Annotated in this window: 17 protein-coding genes and 1 pseudogene; 14 read left to right on the top strand and 4 right to left on the bottom strand. The window is 45.2% G+C overall.

The window, feature by feature from the left end; translation table 11 throughout:
* From rpmD to eno, 12 genes are all read left to right on the top strand, one after another.
* Complete coding sequence (gene rpmD, locus CLV25_RS01450) at window positions 1-183, top strand: 50S ribosomal protein L30 (protein WP_131837856.1); 183 nt, start codon at window positions 1-3, stop codon at window positions 181-183.
* 26 nt (window positions 184-209) lie between these two features.
* Window positions 210-656, top strand: a complete 447-nt coding sequence (gene rplO / locus CLV25_RS01445) for a 50S ribosomal protein L15 (protein WP_131837855.1) — start codon at window positions 210-212, stop codon at window positions 654-656.
* Window positions 657-660: 4 nt separating this feature from the next.
* Window positions 661-1,989, top strand: coding sequence for a preprotein translocase subunit SecY (gene secY, locus CLV25_RS01440; protein ID WP_131837854.1), 1,329 nt, complete (start codon window positions 661-663; stop codon window positions 1,987-1,989).
* A gap of 31 nt (window positions 1,990-2,020) precedes the next feature.
* Window positions 2,021-2,803 carry a type I methionyl aminopeptidase gene (gene map, locus CLV25_RS01435; protein WP_131837853.1) on the top strand — a complete coding sequence of 261 codons (783 nt, stop codon included), beginning with the start codon at window positions 2,021-2,023 and terminating at the stop codon, window positions 2,801-2,803.
* A 7-nt stretch (window positions 2,804-2,810) separates the two neighbouring features.
* Window positions 2,811-3,029 carry a translation initiation factor IF-1 gene (gene infA, locus CLV25_RS01430; RefSeq protein ID WP_047448221.1) on the top strand — a complete coding sequence of 73 codons (219 nt, stop codon included), beginning with the start codon at window positions 2,811-2,813 and terminating at the stop codon, window positions 3,027-3,029.
* A 12-nt stretch (window positions 3,030-3,041) separates the two neighbouring features.
* On the top strand, window positions 3,042-3,158 hold the full coding sequence (gene rpmJ, locus CLV25_RS01425) for a 50S ribosomal protein L36 (RefSeq protein WP_081981664.1): 117 nt from the start codon (window positions 3,042-3,044) through the stop codon (window positions 3,156-3,158).
* A 26-nt stretch (window positions 3,159-3,184) separates the two neighbouring features.
* Window positions 3,185-3,565: a 30S ribosomal protein S13 gene (gene rpsM / locus CLV25_RS01420; protein ID WP_131837852.1), complete on the top strand. Its 381-nt coding sequence runs from the start codon at window positions 3,185-3,187 to the stop codon at window positions 3,563-3,565.
* Between the two features lie 12 nt (window positions 3,566-3,577).
* Entirely contained in the window at window positions 3,578-3,970 is a 393-nt protein-coding gene (rpsK, locus tag CLV25_RS01415; RefSeq protein ID WP_131837851.1) for a 30S ribosomal protein S11, read from the top strand.
* A 52-nt stretch (window positions 3,971-4,022) separates the two neighbouring features.
* Window positions 4,023-4,628, top strand: a complete 606-nt coding sequence (gene rpsD / locus CLV25_RS01410) for a 30S ribosomal protein S4 (RefSeq protein ID WP_131837850.1) — start codon at window positions 4,023-4,025, stop codon at window positions 4,626-4,628.
* 17 nt (window positions 4,629-4,645) lie between these two features.
* Window positions 4,646-5,638, top strand: coding sequence for a DNA-directed RNA polymerase subunit alpha (locus CLV25_RS01405; RefSeq protein WP_131837849.1), 993 nt, complete (start codon window positions 4,646-4,648; stop codon window positions 5,636-5,638).
* 7 nt (window positions 5,639-5,645) lie between these two features.
* Complete coding sequence (gene rplQ / locus CLV25_RS01400; RefSeq protein WP_131837848.1) at window positions 5,646-6,140, top strand: 50S ribosomal protein L17; 495 nt, start codon at window positions 5,646-5,648, stop codon at window positions 6,138-6,140.
* Between the two features lie 103 nt (window positions 6,141-6,243).
* Window positions 6,244-7,548 (top strand): phosphopyruvate hydratase, encoded by a 1,305-nt coding sequence (gene eno / locus CLV25_RS01395; protein WP_131837847.1) that lies wholly within the window; start codon window positions 6,244-6,246, stop codon window positions 7,546-7,548.
* Between the two features lie 264 nt (window positions 7,549-7,812).
* Here eno and CLV25_RS16035 read toward each other — a convergent pair whose 3' ends face one another.
* Both CLV25_RS16035 and CLV25_RS16030 read right to left on the bottom strand, forming a co-directional pair.
* On the bottom strand, window positions 7,813-8,424 hold the full coding sequence (locus CLV25_RS16035; protein ID WP_243649585.1) for an NUDIX hydrolase N-terminal domain-containing protein: 612 nt from the start codon (window positions 8,422-8,424) through the stop codon (window positions 7,813-7,815).
* Between the two features lie 126 nt (window positions 8,425-8,550).
* Window positions 8,551-9,069, bottom strand: a pseudogene (locus CLV25_RS16030) (HAD family hydrolase); the annotation flags it as partial.
* A 134-nt stretch (window positions 9,070-9,203) separates the two neighbouring features.
* Between CLV25_RS16030 and CLV25_RS01385 the strand changes: the two are divergent.
* Complete coding sequence (locus CLV25_RS01385; RefSeq protein WP_131838106.1) at window positions 9,204-11,543, top strand: ATP-dependent helicase; 2,340 nt, start codon at window positions 9,204-9,206, stop codon at window positions 11,541-11,543.
* A gap of 268 nt (window positions 11,544-11,811) precedes the next feature.
* Here CLV25_RS01385 and CLV25_RS01380 read toward each other — a convergent pair whose 3' ends face one another.
* Window positions 11,812-12,549: a DUF6261 family protein gene (locus CLV25_RS01380; protein ID WP_131837845.1), complete on the bottom strand. Its 738-nt coding sequence runs from the start codon at window positions 12,547-12,549 to the stop codon at window positions 11,812-11,814.
* Window positions 12,550-13,204: 655 nt separating this feature from the next.
* On the opposite strand from CLV25_RS01380, the gene CLV25_RS01375 reads away from it, so the two are divergent.
* A complete protein-coding gene (locus CLV25_RS01375; protein WP_131837844.1) occupies window positions 13,205-16,306 on the top strand; it encodes an AAA domain-containing protein in 3,102 nt (1,033 codons plus the stop codon).
* A gap of 294 nt (window positions 16,307-16,600) precedes the next feature.
* Here the strand turns inward: CLV25_RS01375 and CLV25_RS01370 are convergent, their stop codons facing one another.
* Window positions 16,601-19,870, bottom strand: coding sequence for a S41 family peptidase (locus CLV25_RS01370; protein ID WP_131837843.1), 3,270 nt, complete (start codon window positions 19,868-19,870; stop codon window positions 16,601-16,603).
* Window positions 19,871-19,935: the final 65 nt, after the last annotated feature.

Here is a 19,935-nt window from a genome sequence, read left to right as displayed (position 1 = left end):
ATGGCAATGTTGAAGATTACTCAAGTTCGTAGCCGTATCGGTTCGAACAAGCGTCAAAAAGCAACTCTTGATACACTAGGTCTCCGTAAAATGAACCAAAGCGTAGAGCGCGAAGGAACGCCTTCCGTTCTAGGCTTAATACAAGCGGTTAGCCACCTTGTTAAAGTAGAAGAGGTAAAGTAGTAGGTTTAAAATAAAAAAGAACTTCTATGAATTTAAGTCAGCTAAAACCTGCTAAGGGTTCAACTCATAGCGAAAAGCGTATTGGTCGCGGACAAGGTTCTGGTCACGGTGGTACATCTACACGTGGTCACAAAGGAGCTCAATCGCGCTCAGGCTACTCGCATAAGATTGGATTCGAGGGAGGACAGATGCCTTTGCAGCGTCGTTTGCCAAAGTTTGGCTTCAAAAATATCAACCGTGTAGAATATAAGGCTATCAATATCGATACCCTTCAGTCGCTACATGAAAAAAATGGCTGTACTGTCATTGATATTCAAACAATTATTGATGCTGGTCTAGCGTCTAAGAATGACCTAGTAAAGATTCTTGGACGCGGTGAACTTAAGGCAGCTCTTGAAGTGCATGCTCACGCTTTCTCGAAGTCGGCTGAAGCCGCTATCGAGGCACAACAAGGAAAAGCCGTAAAACTGTAATCGAATGAAAGCTCTACTACAGACACTAAGGAACATCTTTAAGATAGAAGATCTTAAGAAAAGGATTCTATACACATTGGGAATAATTGTGATTTACAGGTTGGGTAGTTTTGTGGTGATTCCCGGTATTGATCCAAATGAGCTCGCTGCGCTTCAAAATCAAGCTTCAGGTGGGCTTATGGGATTGCTTAATATGTTCTCAGGCGGTGCTTTTGGCAACGCTTCCATTTTTGCACTAGGGATTATGCCCTACATTTCGGCATCAATCGTAGTTCAGCTATTAGCTATTGCTGTGCCTTACTTCCAAAAGTTACAGCGTGAAGGTGAAAGCGGACGTCGAAAGATGAATCAGATCACCCGTTATCTCACTGTAGCGATCCTTCTAGTTCAGGGTCCTGCATACATAGCAAACCTGCATGCACAACTTCCTGTAGATGCGTTTGTTCTGAAAGGAGCTTTCTTCACCATAGAAGCCACACTTATACTTATCGCTGGTACGATGTTTGTAATGTGGCTAGGCGAGAAGATTACTGAAAAAGGTATCGGAAACGGTATCTCTCTAATCATCATGATCGGTATTATTGCCCGTTTACCATTTGCATTCTGGTCTGAGGTTCAATCTCGATTGGGCGCAAATGCTGTTGGGGGTATCATAATGCTGGTTGTAGAACTAGTATTTTTATTCTTAGTGTTTTGTGCTACCATTGCACTTGTACAAGCAACTCGCAAAGTACCAGTGCAATATGCGAAAAGAATTGTTGGAAATAAACAGTATGGTGGTGTTCGTCAGTATATCCCGCTGAAAATCAATGCAGCAGGTGTAATGCCGATCATTTTTGCTCAGGCCATCATGTTTATTCCAATGATGTTCACTCGCTTTAACTCTGATATTGCAAGCAGCATTGGTATTGCATTCTCGAACTATACCGGTTTCTGGTATAACTTCACTTTCGGCATCCTTGTTGTTGCATTTACGTATTTTTACACAGCCATTACAGTTAACCCGCTAATGATGGCTGAAGATATGAAGAAGAACGGAGGTTTTATTCCAGGTGTGAAACCGGGTAAGAAGACCGTAGAGTATCTAGACACTATCATGTCGAGGATTACGCTACCCGGTTCAATTTTCTTGGCGCTCATTGCAATTCTACCAGCATTTGCAATGAAAATAGGAATAAGTAACCAATTCGCTCACTTCTTCGGAGGCACCTCACTACTCATTCTAGTGGGGGTTATCCTTGACACTCTTCAGCAGATCGAAAGCCATCTACTTCTACGTCACTATGACGGTTTGATGAAAACCGGACGTTTGAAGGGTAGATCTGGAATGTAGTAGCGAAAGCATAATGGTTTCTTTAAAACAAATGATCAACTTAAAAACAGAAGAAGAAATCGAGATCATCAGGGAAAATAACCTGCTTGTGTCGAAAACTCTTGCTGAAGTTGCAAAGCATATAAGGCCAGGGGTAACTACCCTGGCCCTTGATGCGATTGCAGAGCAGTATATTCGAGATAACGGTGCTGTTCCCGGATTTCTTGGTTACCAAGGTTACCCAAATTCGCTCTGCGTATCGGTTAACGATACTGTAGTACACGGTATTCCTTCGAAGTATGAACTACGGGAAGGTGATATCGTGTCTATTGATTGTGGAACCTACTATAAAGGATTTTATGGCGATAGCGCATACACCTTTGAGGTTGGCGAGGTAAATCCTGAAGTGAAAAAACTTCTCGAAGTTACCAAGGAATCCTTATTAAAGGGGATTGCCTATGCTATAGAGGGTAATAGAGTAGGTGACATATCGGCAGCAGTACAACATCATGCTGAAGCTAATGGGTTCTCAGTAGTGAGAGAGATGGTTGGACATGGGCTGGGCAAATCGATGCACGAGGAACCTGAAGTACCGAACTATGGTTCACGTGGTAGAGGGCCTAAGCTTCAAACCGGGATGGTTTTATGTATTGAGCCAATGATCAATCTAGGCAAAAAGCAAATCTACATGGAGCGCGATGGTTGGACTATTCGCACTTCGGACAGAAAGCCTTCTGCGCACTTTGAGTTAGCAGTGGCAATTAGAAAAGGGGAGGCTGATATTCTTTCGACCTTTAAGTTTATCGAAGAAGTTTTAGAAGAAAAAAGAAGGTAAGACCAGTATGGCAAAGCAAGCTGCAATCGAAAAAGATGGCGTAATCATTGAAGCATTGTCTAATGCAATGTTTCGTGTCGAGTTGGATAACGGACACGTTATTACTGCTCACATTTCCGGAAAGATGAGAATGCACTACATTCGCATCCTCCCTGGAGATAAAGTGCGTGTTGAAATGTCTCCCTACGACCTGAGTAAGGGGAGAATATCTTTTAGGTACAAATAAAAAAGACAGACGATGAAAGTTAGAGCTTCGGTCAAAAAACGCAGTGAGGATTGCGTTATCGTTAAAAGAAAAGGTCGCGTATACGTGATCTGCAAAAAGAACCCTAAGTTCAAAATGCGCCAAGGATAATTATTAAAATTAATTAACAGACGTTTATGGCACGTATTGTTGGGGTAGACTTACCCAAAAACAAAAGAGGCGTTATCGGTCTTACATACATCTACGGTATTGGAAGAAGCACCGCCGAAAAAATTCTTGATAAAGCCGGAATCAGCCACGATACAAAGGTCAATGCTTGGACCGATGAGCAAGTTGGGGCAATCCGTTCTATTATCAGCGAAGAAGATATCAAGGTTGAAGGAGAACTTCGCTCAATAGTTCAACTTAACATCAAGCGATTGATGGATATTGGATGCTACAGAGGTATCAGACACCGTCTTGGCCTTCCACTACGTGGACAAAGCACCAAGAATAACGCACGTACTCGTAAGGGTAAGCGTAAAACTGTGGCAAACAAGAAAAAAGCAACTAAATAATCTTAGCAAACAATGGCAAAGAAAAATACTGCTTCGGTTAAGAAAAGAGTTGTTAAGGTTGAAGCTCTTGGGCAACTTCACGTTCACTCTTCCTTCAACAACATTATTGTATCGTTGACCAACAACAACGGACAAGTGATCAGCTGGTCGTCTGCAGGTAAGATGGGTTTCAGAGGGTCAAAGAAGAACACTCCATATGCAGCTCAAACTGCTGCTGCTGATTGTGCAAAGGTTGCTTTCGATCTTGGCCTTCGCAAGGTTAAAGCATACGTAAAGGGACCAGGTTCAGGACGTGAATCTGCTATTCGTACTATCCACGCAGCTGGTATTGAAGTAACCGAGATTGTTGACGTTACTCCACTTCCACACAACGGATGTCGTCCTCCTAAAAGAAGAAGGGTGTAATTTCCTATTGCGTAGATAAAAATTTTAACTTAACTTTAAAATTCGTACAGAAATGGCAAGATATACTGGACCACGCGCAAAAATTGCTCGTAAGTTTGGAGAGCCTATTTTTGGGCCAGATAGGGCATTCGAAAAGAAAAACTACCCTCCTGGACAACATGGCTTAGCACGTAAGAGAAAAAAATTATCAGAGTATGGTGCTCAGCTTCGTGAGAAGCAAAAGGTAAAATACACCTACGGATTGTTGGAAAAGCAATTCCGTAACCTGTTCGAAAGAGCTGCTCGCATGAAGGGTGTAAAGGGTGAAAACCTTCTACAACTTCTTGAAAGCCGTTTGGACAACGTGGTTTACCGCATGGGTGTTGCGCCTACTCGCGCTGCTGCACGTCAGCTTGTTGGCCACCGTCATATTACCGTTAACGGTAACGTGGTAAATATTCCTTCGTACATCCTTCGTCCTGGGGACGTTGTTGGTGTTCGTGAGAAGTCAAAGTCTCTGGAGGTTATTGTCAACTCAGTAGAATCACGTAGAAACAAGTATTCTTGGTTAGAGTGGGATGCAACTTCGATGACTGGTAAGTTTATGAACCGTCCAGAAAGAAGTGAAATTCCTGAAAACATCAAGGAACAATTCATTGTTGAACTTTACTCTAAGTAGTAACTAACGCAACGACTATGGCAATACTAGCATTCCAAAAGCCCGACAAGGTAATAATGCTCGAGGCAACCGACACGTTCGGACGCTTTGAATTTCGTCCACTCGAACCAGGCTACGGGATTACCGTAGGTAACGCCCTTCGCCGCATTTTACTTTCGTCTCTAGAGGGCTATGCGATTACTACTGTTAAGATTGCCGGTGTGGATCATGAATTCTCTGCAATCCCTGGGGTTATTGAGGATGTTGTAAAAATCATCCTTAACCTAAAGCAGCTTCGTTTTAAGAAGATTGCTGAGGGTGTAGACTCAGAAAAGGTTACGGTTACCATCTCTGGACAAAATGAGTTCAGGGCTGGTTTCCTTTCAAACTTCCTCACCTCGTTTAAGGTGCTTAATCCAGATCTTCTCATCTGCCGTATGGAACCAGATGTGAAGCTTCAAATTGAGCTAACCATTAATAAGGGTAGAGGTTATGTACCTTCTGAAGAAAACAAACCTGTTGATGCGGAGTTTGGGCTGATACCTATTGACTCCATCCATACTCCAATCAAGAACGTAAAGTTTGCAGTTGAAAACTACCGTGTAGAGCAGAAGACTGACTACGAGAAACTATTATTAGAGATAACCACCGATGGTTCAATCCAACCAAAGGAGGCTCTTAAGGAAGCGGCTAAAATATTGATTTACCACTTTATGCTATTCTCTGATGAGAAGATTACCCTCGATTCTGATGAAAAATTCACTAACGAGGAGTTTGATGAAGAGGTTCTTCATATGCGCCAAATGCTTAAGACTAAATTGGTTGACATGGATCTGTCTGTTCGTGCCCTTAACTGCTTAAAGGCAGCAGAGGTTGAGACACTAGGTGATCTGGTTAAATTCCACCGCAACGACCTACTGAAGTTCCGTAACTTCGGCAAGAAGTCGCTCACCGAGCTTGACGAACTACTTGATTCCATGAATATATCATTCGGAATGGACGTTTCTAAGTACAAACTTGACAAGGAATAGCTAAACAATGAGACATAACAAAAAAATCAACCATTTAGGTAGAAAGAGCGGACACCGCAAGGCGCTTCTATCTAACTTGGCGTGCTCGCTAATTCTTCATAAGAGAATTACGACTACCGTGGCTAAGGCGAAGGCTTTGAAGATGTACGTTGAACCTCTTATGACCAAATCGAAAGAAGATTCAACTCACAATCGCCGTGTGGTATTCAGCTACCTAAAGAATAAGTATGCAGTTTCTGAACTTTTCCGTGAAGTATCTCAGAAGGTTGCAAACCGTCCTGGTGGTTATACCCGTATCTTGAAGGTTGGATTCCGTCCTGGTGATGCTGCAGAAATGTGCATCATTGAGCTAGTTGACTACAACGAAACCTACACCAAGGCTCCATCTCAAGATAAGAAGGCTGCTGCTAAGACTACTCGTCGTGGCCGTACCAAGAAATCAGAAACAGCTCCTGCTGCTGCCGACACTGTTAAGGAAGTAAAAACCGAAGGTGAAGAGTAGTAGCTGTAAGGCTAGTACGATATTTTTTGAGTATCTTTGAGGGGAAAGGGGAAACCTTTTTCCCTCTTTTTTATAACAACTATCATCACTAATTACAAATACTATGGGTCAAATTGTTAGCGTTCACGCTCGTGAAATTTTGGATTCTCGTGGTAATCCAACTATCGAAGTAGAAGTTACAACCGCTAGCGGTGCTTTTGGTCGTGCAGCAGTTCCATCTGGTGCATCAACCGGCGAAAACGAAGCGCTTGAACTTCGCGATGGTGATAAAGGTCGCTACCTAGGTAAAGGTGTACTAAAGGCAGTTCATAACGTTAACGAGGTTATTGCTCCAGAAATTCTAGGCATGTTCGTTGGCGAGCAGGTTGCTATCGATAAGAAAATGATTGCCCTTGATGGTACTACTACTAAGAGCAATCTTGGTGCTAATGCTATTCTCGGTGTATCACTTGCTGTTGCTAAGGCTGCTGCAAACTTCTATGGTCTTCCTCTTTACCGCTATATTGGAGGAACTAACGCTAAGACTCTTCCTGTTCCAATGATGAACATCATCAACGGAGGTTCTCACTCTGATGCTCCTATCGCATTCCAAGAGTTTATGATTCGTCCTGTTGGAGCTACTTCATTCCGCGAAGGTCTTCGTATGGGTGCTGAAGTATTCCACGCTCTTAAGAAGGTTCTTCACGACCGTGGTCTTTCTACTGCAGTAGGCGACGAGGGAGGTTTCGCTCCAACCCTTAACGGTACTGAAGATGCTCTTGAGTCGATTATCAAGGCTATTGAAATTGCAGGTTACAAGCCAGGACGTAAGAGCGAAGGTGGCCAAGTTTCAATTGGACTTGACTGTGCATCATCTGAGTTCTTTAAGGATGGAAAGTATAACTATGCTAAGTTCGAAGGAGCAAACGGTAAAGTTCTCTCATCAGAAGAGCAAGCTGCTTACTTAGAGGAACTAGTTAACAAGTACCCAATCGACTCTATCGAAGATGGTATGGGTGAAAATGACTGGGCAGGTTGGAAGATTCTTACCGACAAGATTGGTGGTCGCTGCCAACTTGTAGGTGATGACCTATTTGTAACCAACGTAGACTTCCTGAAGAGAGGTATCGAAGAGGGTTGTGCTAACTCAATCCTTATCAAGGTAAACCAAATCGGTTCGCTAACCGAAACCCTTGATGCTATCGAAATGGCTCACCGTGCAGGTTACACTTCAGTTACTTCTCACCGTTCGGGTGAAACTGAGGATTCTACCATTGCAGATATTGCTGTTGCTACCAACTCTGGTCAAATTAAGACTGGTTCGATGAGCCGTTCTGACCGTATGGCTAAGTACAACCAGCTGCTTCGTATTGAAGAGGAACTTGGCGAAGAGGCTATTTACGGTTACGAAAAGATTTACCGTAAGTAATTTCTTTTCAGATAATATTAAAAGGCTGGAGCATGATGCTCTGGCCTTTTTTGTGCGTTGTTGTAAAAAGAAACCGACCTGCACTTCACAGCAAAGGTCGGCAAAAGTGATGTTATATAATTAAAATCGTTGATTTAATCATAATAGTGTGTATAACCAATATTCTCATCACTTATGCTCATAAGACGTATAAACTAGACGTATGTAACGATAATAAAAGTTAATAAATAATAATATATTATTATGTCATCCGTGTTGTGGGTATCAGTCGAAAACAACCTGCCAGCTGGAGCCGGAGTGGTAGGCTTCGAAGCAGAGCTTAATTTGCTCCTCGTTGTTCTTTTCCAGCGCAAGGGGAGGTAGTTCGTCTAAGGCAAAGTAGCCGCTATGGGTGGTTTCACAGTTGGTGGTGAAGGTACCGCCTACCACCTCGCAGAGGACAAAGGCCTTGCATATCCCATAGGCGTACAGCGGTACGTTATGCATATTGCGGTCCTGAACGGCAATCAACCTAACGGGAACAACATCGAGACCAGCCTCTTCCTTTACCTCCTTAACCGTGTTCGTCTTTATGGTTTGGTTGACATCGACCCAGCCGCCAGGGAGCGACCAGGTGCCGTTGGTTTCGCGCACAAGCAGAATCTTGCTATTCTGAAAGATGGCGGCACGGGTATCGAGCTTAGGAGTTTGAAAACCTTCCTCGTTGCAAAAGATGCTCTTTACATGCTCCATCGTTATGCCCGATTTGTGGCTCATGATCTCGGCCGCAATCTCACGCATCCGTTCGAAGCGTTCGATATCAAAGCTGTCTTTTGAGTAGGTTAGCCCTGCTTGCGCAATAAACTGTAGCTCCATAGCCCAACTCAACCAAGGCATCTCGGAATAGGCATCGGTATTCTTGCTTAAAAGGTAGGAGACATCTTTGGGCGTGCTAAAGTAGTGAGTGGCATAGATGTGCCTTACAGAATGGCATCCCCACCGAGCTAGACCAAAGTCGACATCAGCATCGAGGGCGCACTGCATATCGTAGGTGCTATCGCCAATGTAAAGAACCTCCTCCTTTTTTGCACCTGTTAACTCTAAGTACTTAAGGATAGGATCGGGAGATGGCTTAGGGCGTGGGGTATCTTCTACCGTGATTACCGTATCGAAGTAGTCGCCTAAGGCAAAAGGAAGAAAGTCGTTCTCATACTCCGTTCTAGTTTTTGAGGTGATAATGCCCAAACGGTAGTGCTGCGACTTTAGCTCCTTAACGAGAGTTTCAATACCATCGAATACGCTGATGGTACGAAAGTACTTCTTCATATTATCATTCCATGTCCTACAGCCAGCCTGTATATCCCCGACACCTAGCTCACGCAAGGTAACCTCGCTTGGAATTCCGAAGGTATATCTCAGATCTTCGATTTCTATCTTTCGATGCTGCAATTCAAAAATAGTATCCTGAAGAGAGGTCAAGGCTGCGGTTTCGGTATCAATTAGCGTTCCGTCAATATCGAATATGATATGGGTGTACTTCATTCTAGATTTGATTTGTACTTAAACTTAAGTTCGCAAATTACTCAATTCACCTGCTTTGATTGTGAAATGAGAAGATTTTTTCGACCAGTAAGATGCAACAAGGATAATTTTACTAAATGATTTGGTATAACCTTATGGGGTGGATACCTTTGTGGACTAATGTAAACGAACGTAACGTGTCGAAGGAATTTTTAGAAGGATTAAGCGAGGTACAGCTTCAGGCTGTCGTAAACTATAACGGTCCAACGCTGGTAATTGCGGGGGCTGGCTCGGGGAAAACAAGGGTGCTCACCTACCGTATTGCCAACATGTTGGCCGATGGGGTGAATCCGCACAGCGTACTATCGCTCACCTTTACCAACAAGGCGGCTGCCGAAATGAAGGAGCGTATCAAAACGGTAGTTGGCGAAAAGGCCAAGTACCTTTGGATGGGAACCTTTCACTCCATCTTTGCGCGCATCCTAAGGGCCGAGGCCGATAAGCTGGGCTACCCATCGACCTTTACCATCTACGACACGGCCGACTCGCGCAGCGTGCTCAAGTCCATCATCAAGGAGATGAACCTCGACGAGCAGGTGTACAAGGTGAACGAGGTGCACAGCCGCATATCGCTTGCAAAAAACAACCTGGTAACGCCTGCCGTTTACGCCAACACATCGAGCCTGGTTACGATAGATGCGGCCAACCGCCGTCCGCGCATTGCCGACATCTACAAGAAGTACATGCAGAAGTGCTACCTGTCGGGGGCCATGGACTTCGACGACCTGCTGCTGAATACCAACGTGCTCTTCCGCGACCATCCCGACGTGCTGAACAAGTACCAGAATATCTTTAAGTATATCCTAGTGGACGAGTATCAGGATACCAACATGGCGCAGTACCTGATCGTGAAGAAGCTCTCGGAGCAGCACGGCAACCTGTGCGTGGTGGGAGACGATGCGCAGAGTATCTACTCGTTCCGTGGTGCGAAGATTGAAAACATCCTCAACTTCCGAAACGACTACCCCAACTACCAGCTCTTTAAGCTGGAGCAGAACTACCGCTCGACGCAAACCATCGTGAATGCGGCCAACAGCATCATCGCCAAGAACAGCAAGCAGATTAAGAAGAAGTCGTTCTCGGCGAAGGATCCAGGCGAAAGAATTAAGGTGCTAAAGGCTTACACCGATCAGGAAGAAGGTTTTTTGGTGGCCGGATCGATATCCGACATTATATACAGGGAGCACCGCGAGTATCTGGATTTCGCCATCCTCTATAGAACCAACGCGCAGTCGCGTATCTTCGAGGATGCGCTCCGCAAGAAGAACATTCCCTACAAGATCTACGGGGGACTATCGTTCTACCAGCGTAAGGAGATTAAGGATATGGTAGCCTACCTCCGCCTTATCATCAACCATAACGACGACGAGGCGTTTAAGCGCATCGTTAACTACCCTGCACGTGGTATTGGCGATACCACCCTCACCCACTTGGAGCAGGCTGCTGTCGCCAACGCCACCAACCTTTGGACCATTACAACACAGGCTCCACTCGACAAGGTTGGACTCAAAGGTGGAGCCATAAAAAAGATGGGCGAGTTTGCCCAACTTATACAAAGCTTCCAATCGGCCATCTACACCGAGAGTGCCTACGACTTTGCGCTGATGGTGGCCACTCAGGCGGGCATCATTAAGGACCTGAAGGAGGATAAGACCAACGAGGGCGTTTCGCGATTTGAGAACCTTGAGCAGCTGTTCAACGGTATCAAGGAGTTTGAGGAGAACGCCAAGGAGAGCGGTGAGCCGCTGCCCATCACCATCGACCGATTCCTAGAGAACGTAGCCCTGCTTACTGATGCCGATAGCGAGAAGCCTGAGGATAAGAACAAGGTTTCGCTGATGACCGTACACTCGGCAAAGGGGCTGGAGTTTAAGCATATCTTTTTGGTGGGCTTGGAGGAGAACCTCTTCCCTGGACAGATGTCGAGCCAATCGCAGGACGACTTGGAAGAAGAACGTCGCCTATTCTACGTAGCCGTTACCCGTGCAGAGATTACTGCCACCATATCGTACGCCCAATCGCGATACAAGTGGGGGAACATTACCAGCTGCGTTCCCAGCCGCTTCATCAAGGAGATTGATAGCAGCTACATCGATTGGAACGAGGATAGCATGTTTGGCGGTTCGTCGTCATCGGCATCGAGCGGAGGCAACAGCTACAGCACGCAGCACTTTAAGCCTAAGGCCAACACCATATCGGCGCAGCGTACCGTTGCACCAACACCTCAACACCACCCGGTAAGCGCCATCACCGAGCCCGCCGACATGAGCGAGCTGGAGGTTGGCATGGAGGTGGAGCACGAGCGCTTCGGCTTCGGAAAGATAGAGGCGCTGGAAGGCTCGGCCCCCGAGATCAAGGCTACCGTTGCCTTCACCGTGGCAGGCACCAAAACGCTGCTGCTGAAGTTTGCCAAGCTGAGAATTGTAAAACGATAGATAGAATAGCGCATCAATAGTAAAGCCCCGAGAATTTGACATTCTTCGGGGCTTTATCATTTAAACTCTCAACGAGAAGACCTGACAGGTTTTTGAAACCTGTCAGGTCCTTTCAAAGAAGATGCTGCCGGCTGTTTTTTTTGTTTCTACGTGTTGTAAGATGGGCCTGCTGGTGTTGCCAAAAGCAACAGGGGCTTTACAGCCCCTGTGAAGTACAACAAATAAAAATTTTAAAACATGATCTTATCTGCACTCTCTGCAGTATGCCTTATTTTTTGTCAGTATTCTCTTTCTTGGCTTTTTCGCGTAGCGTAGCTCGGAGGCTAACGTTCTTGCGGTATCGGGCAATAACCTTGTTGAGCTCGAACGAGAGCGCCTTAAGCTCAGGGGTAGGTTCGAATTCAATCTTCATATTGATGTAGCGGAAAAGCTTATCGATATTCGCCCCCAGCTCCCTGGCGATGTCGAAGGCGGCAGCTTCGTCTGACTTCTTGCTGGCGTCGCGCTTGGCGATACCGCTTTTTACCTTCTGCTGGCCATCTCTAACATCCTGCAGCCAGATGTCGCCCTGAATGGTGGTTATATCCTTTTTTAGCTCGGGGTTGCTGTCGATGGCGCCAAGGAAGTTGTCAATTGCCGTAGTCTCCTTGGCAAGCGAAAGGTCGGCCATGTTGTTGCCAAAGTCGCGGAAGAGGTTTAGAACGCGCTGCCCTGCCGTAGACCAAGCAGGGTCGGTACGGTTAACGCTATGATCGGCGGTACTCTTTAGCGATCGGATTCCGCCATCGCGAAGGTCGTCGCCTTCGTTAATCTCGGAGGTTAGCTCCGGATGGCTTATCGCTTGTGCCGCCTGCTTAAGGCGGGTGTATACCGAGCCTATAGGGTCTATGTAAGGTTTAAAAGTAGGGTTTTCGCCTAAGGAGGTTTTTACCATTGGATATACCTCGTCGGTAAAGTTTTGCTTCTCTTCTAGGCTTAGCTTACGGAAGCTGATTGGGTCAATCATAGTCTTTAGTTTTTTTTGAGTTTTACAATACAAATGCTAAAATAATGAAAATAACATTAAAGTAATCCAAATGATATGCATCTTTTTTTGAAAAAAAATAAATGTATGGTTGTTACAGGGGTGTAATTGCTCCACCAGACTCCGGCGAACCGCTTACAGGGGTGTAATTGCTCCACCAGACTCCGGCGAACCACTTACAGGGGTGTAATTGCTCCGCCGAACTCCGGCGAACCGCTTACAGGGGTGTAATTGCTTCACCAGACTTCGGCGAACCGCTTACAGGGGTGTAATTGCTCCACCGAACTTCGGCGAACCACTTACAGGGGTGTAATTGCTCCACCGAACTTCGGCGAACCACTTACAGGGGTGTAATTGCTCCGCCAGACTTCGGCGAACCACTTACAGGGGTGCAACGGCTTCGATAGACTTCTTAAGTAGCGGTTTTCGACCGGCGATAAATACAAAAGCAAAAGAACCATACATAAGCGCAGCCAACCTTGGCTGCGCTTTGTTTTTTGCTACTTTTGATTGCGGTTTGTAGACTGCTTATTAGTAAAGTTGAAGTTGCAGGTTTCGATTAGCCTAGAACTTGTGTTTAAAAATTGGCAAGCAGAGAATTATGTTGGGTAAAATCAGATTTAAATAAAATCTAGTAATGAAAGAATACAAAAAGATATTGTCGTGTTGGCACAAACTGGAATATTTCATTCCTGCTTCTTTGCCTAAAGAGAGTGGAGAACTCAATGCTAAAGTACCATGGACTACGCCAATTAGTGCTAAGGATAAGCAGAAAACAATTGAATATACAATATATCTAGGCGTTTTTGACTCTTTTCATGTTACTGATTTTGTGAAGGATTTTTTTGACGATAAGGATAGGGACGAAAATGAAAAGAATAGTAGGATTTGTTTTGCAGCACTAAAACTTGATAGCAACGGATTTTATAAAAATGATTCTCTAGGCATTTCAACATTACCTTGGGCTTTATCCCAGTTAGAGAAAGGAAATATAGATTCAAATAGTTGGTCAAATCCATTTGAGCGTATAAAAGAGATACTTTTTGCTGAGTTTGAGTATGTCTTTAATACTGTTAATATTAATGAAGAGGGAGAACTATTAAACGAACTGCAGCCAATACAATATGGCACACTCAAAGAAATAGAAAATCGGATTGAATCTCTATGTGGATGGTCCATTAAGCCCGATAAAAAGATATTTTTCAAGTGCGAAGAGGTATACATTTCAGCAAAGGAAAATTCAAATGCGGAGATTCTTAACAGCTTTTATACTGAAGATCTTGAGAACGTCATTTCAAACATAGATAATGGTATTCTACCAAAAGCCTTTACAGACTACTTGAATGGCAGTTTAAATAAAAAGGGGGGAAGGCACGATGTTATTAAGGACGTAAGTGAAGTAAAGAAATCTCTTTCACCATTAAATATCCCCGATGGATGTTGGCCTTCAAAGTATACTCTCAGTTTAATGCAGCAATTTGCAGTCAACAGTATCTTTAATAATCTTGCCAATCCTAATCAAACGGGACTTTTTTCTGTAAACGGTCCTCCTGGAACCGGGAAAACAACCCTGTTAAGGGATCTTATTGCACCAATAATTGTAAAAAGAGCAAAAGCGCTTTCGAAATATGAAAACCCAGTGGATGCGTTTAAGAAACTTCGTCAAGTGAAGGTCAGTGATAGTTTTACTGCATGGGTATACATTCCCGACGAAACTATCATTGATGCGGGAATCGTAGTAACGTCCTCAAACAATGGTGCTGTTGAAAATATCTCAAAGGAGTTACCACTCAAAGGAGAAGTTGCGCCATATTCTCAGCAAGTTGCCTACTTCCGAAAAGTGGCCGAAAGATGTATTAGTAATGAGAATTGGGGCTTGATTTCTGCTGTGTTGGGAAATAAGCTAAATAGAACTGAATTAGTCTCCAAATTGTGGTTCAATAAAGATACCATTGATTTGCAAGAGACATTAAAGGCAAGTAAGGGAATTGATGGTTTAAGTTGGGATAGGGTTGTCAAGGAATTTAATCAAAAGCTAGAAGAGGTTACTTGTGAAAAGCAAAAACTTGAAACTTACAGATGCGAGTACCGCGAGTTTGTTCGTGTATCCATTGCTAAAGATGAATTGGAAGGTAGGCTTGCTGAAAAGGAGCGTGAATTGGTAGATATTCGGCATAAGGCTGAAAAGCAAAAAGAGATTGTTTCGACGTTTGATGAGCGAAAAAGAGATGCTTTGAGCGAACTTTCAATTATTCAACAGAACAGACCGAACTTCTTTGTCTATTGGTTTAATCGAACATTACGAAACGAGTACAAACAATCTCTTCAAGTCGCTTTCAAACAATACACCACCGTTACCGAAGAATGTAAGCGTGCTTTGGCTGAATTGCAGAAAAAAGAGGCGCTATTAGGCGAAGTAAAATTGCAGCATCAGGCTGTTCTTTCAGAACTCGCCTTGATTATTCCAAGATTCAACTCTCTAAAAGAGTTAACAAGTAAAGCGAGAGAAGAATTGGGTCAAAATTATGCTGATGATAACTTTTGGGATAACATAGAGTCCAAAGAATCACAACAGGCGTGTCCTTGGTATTCAAGTAAGCTAAAGGAATTACAGTCAGAGTTATTTATACTTTCTCTGAATTTGAATGAGCAGTTTATTTTACATGCAAACTCTGAATCGAATAGAATATTTACAACATTAGCAGCCTTCTTTGAATATTTAAAAGGGGAAATAAATCTTTCTCAGAATGTTGTCAAGGCTATGTGGGATACATTTTTCTTAGTAATCCCAGTTGTGTCATCTACATTCGCTTCGGTGCAAAGAATGTTTAGAGATTTGGGAAAGGAAGATTTACCTTGGCTATTTATTGATGAAGCAGGACAAGCAGTACCACAAGCAGCTATCGGAGCAATATGGCGATCAAAACGTGTGGTCATTGTAGGAGATCCTTTCCAAATAGAACCCGTCGTTACTATCCCAAAAAGTTTGATAAATAATATAAGTAGCTACTTTGAGTTAGATAGTACCAATGTAAATTCAGAGTTGTCCGTTCAAACAATGGCGGATAGAGTTAATCCATGGGGTACTTATCTAAGTTCAAATTCTGATAATATTTGGGTTGGAATGCCTTTAAGGGTTCATAGGAGGTGTTTAAGTCCCATGTTCGATATTGCAAATTCTATTGCCTATGGTAATACAATGTATTCTGCAACATTTAAGCCTAATGTAATTAATGTAAAACTTGAAAATTCGTTTATTCATTGCGAGGGTATAGTCGAAGGTCGGCATTTTGTCAAGGAACAAGCTGAGATTATAAAAAAAATGCTGATTGATGAGATTAATGTTTGTAAAGGATTTCCTGATGTTTTTGTTATTACTCCGTTTAGCGAGATAAGTTATAAGATGAGTAAATTCTTATTTTATCCGCTTCTCAATACAATAAAGAAATATATTCCTGATATAGATAACGGTTTAATGAAAGAAATGGGAGTTTGGCTAAAATCACACGTTGGTACCGTTCATACATTTCAAGGTAAACAAGCGGATGGTGTAATTATGTGCTTAGGACTTGATGGAAATACCAAAGGAGCCGCACGTTGGGCTTCAAGTAAGCCAAATCTGTTGAATGTTGCATTAACACGAGCAAAATTTCGGTTTACAGCAGTTGGAGATAAACATATTTGGTTAAATCAGCAATATTTTAAAGAGTTGAATAAATTAAATATGAATTTAGTGTAAATGTTTGTTAAGTGGTAATTACAATAAAAGCACATTTATCGGGCTTCTCCCCGTTTACCATACAATAAACGTACGAGGCTCTGTGCATTTTGCAAATGAATCAAACATAAGTAGCGGGCGGGCTCCTAACTTAGTTTTAGCACAGCCTCTAGCCGCACTAAAAGGCCAGTGGTTGCAGGTCCTACAGCTTTGGGTAGATGCTCTCCGACATTACCCGCTTTACGATTAATTCAAACGAAAAGGCCTGACCGGTTTCGAAAACCTGTCAGGCCTATATTCTCAGAAAGAAATTTCCTACTTGATCTCCTTTTCAATCCACTTGCTTCTATCGGGAGCGGCAGGAGGCGTTACCTTCTTTACCGGATTAGCGCTAAGCTCCTTTAGCAGCTCCTCTACGGCACGTTCGATGCAAGGGTCTTCGCCCTTGGCCAGCTTTTCGGGACGATCAACCACCTCGATGTCGGGCGATACGCCTTCGCCTTCAACAATCCACTGACCATTTTCGTCGTAGATGCCGAAGCGAGGAACGGAGAGCGAGCCACCATCAAGCAGCCTAGCGTTACCGCTGATGCCTACCAAACCGCCCCATGTGCGGGTTCCGATAAGCTTACCCTGGCCCGTCTTGCGGAAGAAGTAAGGTAGCGCATCGCCACCCGACGATGAGTAGCCGTTGATGAGCATTACCTTAGGCCCATTGTGCGCAACCCCGGGTGTTTTCATTGGCTTTAGGCCGTTGCGGTACCAGTACACCAGGTTACGACGTCCGATCATCTCGATCATACGGTCGGGAATAAACCCACCGCCGTTGTAGCGGTCGTCGATAACAAGCGCCTCCTTATCGTTGTAGGCGTACATGCCGCGGTGCAGCTCGCGGTTACCCTCGATGGCGGTATTGGGCAGGTAGATATAGCCAATGCGACCCCCCGAAAGCTTATCCACCATTGCCCTGCGCTGGTTTACCCAGTCGAGGTGCATCAGCTCGAGCTCGCTTTCGATAGGCTTTATGGTTGAGGTGCGCACGCCCGAGAGGTTTCCGGTAGCGCTAACGGCGATTTCGACATTAACGTTGGCAAGATTCTCCAGGTATTCGTATGGGTTAACCTTGGTGGTAATATCCTTTCCGTTGATGCTGATGAGGTAGTCGTCCTCCTTAACGTCTACGCCCTGCTCGGTAAGCGGCGAGCGGCGTTCGGGGTTCCAGTTCTCGCCCTGGTAGATCTTAGCGATCTTGTAGCGTCCGGTAGCGTCATCGGCAACCAGCTGCGCACCAAGTAGGCCAGTTTCAACCCGCTTTACGCGCTTGATATCGCCCCAATCCACGTAGGCATGCCCGGCGTTAGCTTCCGATACCACCTCGTTTAAGATGTAGTCGAGGTCGAAACGGCTAGGCGCGTATGGAACCAGCGCTCCATATCTCTCCTTAACGGCATTCCAGTCTACCCCATGTAGGTTCGATACGTAGAAGTAGTCGCGGAAGATGCGCCAAGCATCGGTGTATATCTGATTCCACTCCTGACGAGGGAAAATCTTTAGCTCCAGCTTCTCGAGGTTGAGCTTTCCGGCACCAGCCTTTTGACCAGGGGTAACCTTCGCAATGCCAAAGTCGCCCTTAGAGCGGTATAGGAACATTTTACCATCGGCAGTTGAGATAGCCGATCCGGCTCCATCCATGATCTCTTCGGACTTTTCGTCGGCTATGCTGTAGCGCATCAGCTTATTCTTTGCGGTGTATAGAAGCCCACCATCAACGCTTCCGACGATGTTGTAATCGGCGGCATCCATAGGCAAGGCCATCACGCGGTTGTCAATGCCGTCAAAGTCGATGGATACCGATACGCCATCCTCCTTTTTTGGAGCATCGGTCTTAGCCTTGCCAGCCTTCTTGGGCTCTTCGGCCTTCTTGTCCTCGGCTACTGCCTCTACGTCGTTCTTGACGTTAACCAGCTTCGATCCATCGTTCCTGAGGGCAACGGCATAGATTTTTGAAGCATTGTTGTAAAGGTAGTTGAACTCGAAGCTCGAGAAGGCAAGGTTAAAGTCGCGGTTCGATACGAAGAAGATGAACTTACCGCAGCGGCTAAATACGGGCTGCACGTTGCTAAAGGTTGCGCTAAGCAGCTGGGTGGCCTTGGCGTTAGCTACGTTGTATACCCAAACGGTTGGTTGCCCGTTCCCGCCTTCCTTGGTATAGGTTATCCACTGCGAGTCGGGCGAAAAAGCGTAAGTGGTAATCTCATCGGTTTCGGCGTGGTCGATTACCGACTGCTTTCCTGTTTGAGTGTCGATGAGCAAAAGGTTCAGCGTGCGGTCGCTGTACACCAGGTATCGGCTATTGGGCGACCACTCGGCGCCGTACTTCCAAGCCTTAGAGCCCGATGTTATCTGGCGAGGTGTTGCGCCCTTCTTGTTTTCGAGCAGGTAAACCTCGTACTCTCCGGTTGCATCGGAGTGGTAGGCAATGTACTTGCCGTTGGGCGACCATGTTGGGTAAATCTCGCGGGCATCGGGGGTTTGGGTAAGGTTCTCGATCACCCCATTCTCAGCAGGAACCGAGAAGATATCGCCGCGAGCATCAAAGAGCGCCCGTTTGCCTGTTGGCGATACGGTGTAGCTGTGAATATCTTCTTTTACATTTTTGTAGTAGGGTAGCAGGTTGGTGTTGTCGAAGTTGATGTTCACCGTAACCTTTTCGCTTTTGCCGGTAGCTGTATTCAACTTATAAAGATATCCACCGTTTTCGTAGGCGATCTGGCCGTTACGCCCCGATGGCCACATCACGTCGAACTCCTTGTGGAAGGTAAACTGATCGTTTTGCTTGGTCTTGGTGTTGTAGCGGTAGATGTTGAGCTTAAGATCGCGATCGGAGGCGTAGTAGATGTTGTCGCCAAACCAGGTTGGCCACTGGTCGGTGCCAACAAAGTGGGTGATCTGCTCGGAGGTGTTATCCTTCAGGTTGTAGGTCCACAGCTCGGTGGCGCGTCCTCCCTTATAGCGCTTCCAGGTGCGGAACTCGCGATCTACCGGGGTGAAGCATACCTGCTGGCCATCGGACGATAGTGCCGCAAAGCCACCGTTGATGATAGGAAGCGGTTTCTCGAGGCCACCATCGAGGCTAACGAGGAAGTACTTACCATTACGTTCGCCAAAAGGGGTTCGGTTAGCCCGAATCATGATCTGCTTGCTGTCGGGTGTCCAATCGAGCACTACATTGTCGTATCCACCACGGGGAGGCATAACACCATACGAATTGTAGTAGGTAAGCTGACGAGCAGTACCACCTTCTGATGGCATCACCCAAATCTGCCGGCTGCCGGAGTACTCGGCCGAGAAGGCAATCCATTTTCCATCTGGCGAAATTTTAGGAAAAAGTTCAAGCCCATCGTGCGAGGTAAGGCGCTTGGCGTCTCCTCCGTTGGCATTTACCGACCAGATATCGCCGGCGTAAACGAATACGATTTTGTCTCCATTAATGTCGGGATAGCGTAGCAGACGGGCATCATCGATGGCCATTACAGCCGATGCAAGCCCCACAAACGCTACTATTCCCAGTAATCTCTTTAGCATAACGATTAACTTAGGTTAGTTGATAATAAACGTTAAATGTAATGGTTTATTCGGAAAGATACGCT

It is taken from the genome of Acetobacteroides hydrogenigenes (assembly GCF_004340205.1).
Taxonomy (GTDB): Bacteria; Bacteroidota; Bacteroidia; order Bacteroidales; family ZOR0009; genus Acetobacteroides; species Acetobacteroides hydrogenigenes.
The sequence above is the reverse complement of the archived record's forward strand: the minus strand, read 5'-3'. Positions and strand labels throughout refer to the sequence as shown.